Origin of the sequence: Archaeoglobus sp. (assembly GCF_017656475.1) — an archaeon.
Lineage (GTDB): Archaea > Halobacteriota > Archaeoglobi > Archaeoglobales > Archaeoglobaceae > Archaeoglobus.
Window position 1 is genome coordinate 1 of record NZ_JACDNT010000084.1, and the last position, 2133, is coordinate 2133.

7 protein-coding genes are annotated in these 2133 nt (G+C 47.4%); all 7 read right to left on the reverse strand.

Annotated elements, in window-relative coordinates:
- Positions 1-62 precede the first annotated feature (62 nt).
- Genes H0Z19_RS11875 through H0Z19_RS11905 form a run of 7 tightly spaced genes read right to left on the reverse strand, consistent with a single transcriptional unit; the run spans position 63 to position 2053 of the window.
- On the reverse strand, positions 63-563 hold the full coding sequence (locus tag H0Z19_RS11875) for a hypothetical protein (protein WP_290726899.1): 501 nt from the start codon (positions 561-563) through the stop codon (positions 63-65).
- Positions 564-568: 5 nt separating this feature from the next.
- Complete coding sequence (locus tag H0Z19_RS11880) at positions 569-805, reverse strand: hypothetical protein (protein WP_290726900.1); 237 nt, start codon at positions 803-805, stop codon at positions 569-571.
- Positions 798-932, reverse strand: a complete 135-nt coding sequence (locus H0Z19_RS11885) for a hypothetical protein (RefSeq protein WP_290726902.1) — start codon at positions 930-932, stop codon at positions 798-800. The genes H0Z19_RS11880 and H0Z19_RS11885 overlap by 8 nt, the downstream gene beginning before the upstream one ends.
- Positions 929-1189 (reverse strand): hypothetical protein, encoded by a 261-nt coding sequence (locus H0Z19_RS11890; protein WP_290726903.1) that lies wholly within the window; start codon positions 1187-1189, stop codon positions 929-931. Before H0Z19_RS11890 ends, H0Z19_RS11885 begins: the two co-directional genes overlap by 4 nt.
- 45 nt (positions 1190-1234) lie before the next feature.
- Positions 1235-1495: a hypothetical protein gene (locus H0Z19_RS11895; RefSeq protein WP_290726905.1), complete on the reverse strand. Its 261-nt coding sequence runs from the start codon at positions 1493-1495 to the stop codon at positions 1235-1237.
- Between the two features lie 43 nt (positions 1496-1538).
- Complete coding sequence (locus H0Z19_RS11900) at positions 1539-1697, reverse strand: hypothetical protein (RefSeq protein WP_290726906.1); 159 nt, start codon at positions 1695-1697, stop codon at positions 1539-1541.
- 5 nt (positions 1698-1702) lie between these two features.
- Positions 1703-2053 (reverse strand): hypothetical protein, encoded by a 351-nt coding sequence (locus tag H0Z19_RS11905; protein WP_290726907.1) that lies wholly within the window; start codon positions 2051-2053, stop codon positions 1703-1705.
- Between the last annotated feature and the right edge of the window lie 80 nt (positions 2054-2133).

Below are 2133 nucleotides of genomic sequence, written 5' to 3' on the forward strand. Positions count from 1 at the left end.
CATAATAAGGAGTGCATTTAGGGTATATAAACCTTTTGAAAAATTATTGCAAAAATAAAAACTTAACAGTTCAAGAGTTCATCAGCTTCTCCGTTGCGGATCTTCTCCCCGAGCCTGAGAATCAGTGTAAAGAAGTCTTCAGTCGGCATGACGAAACGTCCGACGTAAATTCTCTCTTTGGGATCGGTGGGTGTGTCCTTGAGTATCTCTATATCTAAAACGAACCCTTCAGCTCGGTCGTAGAAGCACAGGACATACTGCTTAATTCTGAAGAGATAAAGGAATCCGTTGGTCCCGATACCATCAAAATATCCCATGATCCTCAGAAGATTAAGGGTATAGTTCAGTTCCTCAATGGTTTCTTTTAGTCGCGAGCGTGCTGAGTCCATGGTTTCTTTGCTGATATTGAAAGTTTCGGAGAGTTCTTCCAGTTTGCTGAATTCTTTTTCAAGTTTTTTATACTCGTCCCTTAGATGAGCTGCTTTTAGAAGTATATCGCGTGCAGGACCGGGTACTTTGCTGATGTCAGCGAGCTTGCTGATCCTGTACTTGTCACACCTCATAGCCTTCACCTCTCAACGTCTATCACCTGAATAATGAAAACATTAAAGCGGAGGAGAGGGTTTTTCGATGAGACCGCTGTGAACCTGTCTTCCTCGTCCCACTCGACGACGTAGCCCTTCCTCTGGAAAACCACCTCCACCTTCTTCATGTAGTCGAGCGCTGCATTCCTGTCCTCGAACTTCACCTCCTTGAGTCGTACTCCTCCCTCGTCGTCCTGGATGACCACCACGTAGCTAATCATCCTCTTCACCCTCCGGTTTGTATAGGACTGTTTCTTCATCCATCCTTACCATCACCAGCATTTTCCATTTGTTCGCTATTTCCTGCATCAGCTCCTCCCAATATATGACTTTTTCTTCTTCGTTCATTCCTTCACCTCCCGTATGCTGTCAATCTTCTTTATCGTCCTGGCACACCAATTCTTTACCTCGTCGAGGATAGCGTCCATCGCCTCTATGTTTGTCTGAAGGGATATGAACCGGGCCTTGAATTCGAGCTTGCCCTCAAGCATCTTGAGCTCCGCCTTGCTCCTGAGGTAGTCGCTCAGGAAGACATCGAAGGTCTCCTTCACGGCTCCAAAGCTTGCAATAAAACTTCCCCTCTTAAGGCTGTCGAGGAACCCCATACCTACCACCTCCTTTTTTTTTAGTAGAGGGAGTGCGAAATCAGGTCACCAAACCACCAGGGAGTGTGAAATCAGGTCTTCAAACCAGAAAATAAACTCTAAAGACTCGGTGGGTCTGAGGAGTATAGGTCCAACAGGATAGGCTATGTCTATCAGTATCTCTTCAGAATCATCGAAGGTTTCAGATTCAGGCATCGGGAACTGCTTTATAAACTCCTCAGCTTTGTCTTTATCGAGGGCTTCCCAGTAGACCGGCTCACCGTCTCCATCGAGACACACGTAGGCTTTATAGAAAGCAACACCCATGGTACCACCTCCTGAAGCTATCCATACATGCGAAAAAGAAAGCTTAGACGAGACCTTCAATGTCCTCAAGGGGGAGTACTATTATCCTTCCGCTCTCCGTCTCAATCCAGAGCTTTTCTTTGTCGTCCATAATCAGCGGGTTGATCTTGCCGTCGCTCTCCTTGTGCCTGAACACCCTCTTTGCCTTCACCTTCACTATCACACTCATCACCCGTATATTTCATGGAGGTAGTCGTGAATCATGTCAATCGCTTCCCTCGCGTCAGGGTCGTAGACGTGCCATTCAACGTAGTCTCCCCACCACGCAACCCTGATGGTGTATGAGCCCGTTTCGAGCCAGATACCCGGTCCACCCCACGCCAGGCAGACTTCATAGCTTATCGTCTCCCAACCGTCAATGAGGAGCTGCTGAACCCTGCTGATGTCGAGGATTCTGTCAAAGAACTCTTCAAGAGGGTCTTCATCAAGCTCTCCGTTGTGGTACGCCTCAGTTAGTTTTGCCAGCTCCTTGAGTTCCTTCTCCACCTGCATCGCAATCTCCTTTAAGTTGAGCTTCATTTCGCTTCACCTCCGTTTTTGGTTGGATGAAAAAAATGAAAGAACAGAACGGTCGGACCCCGGGCCTCATTTTCATCACC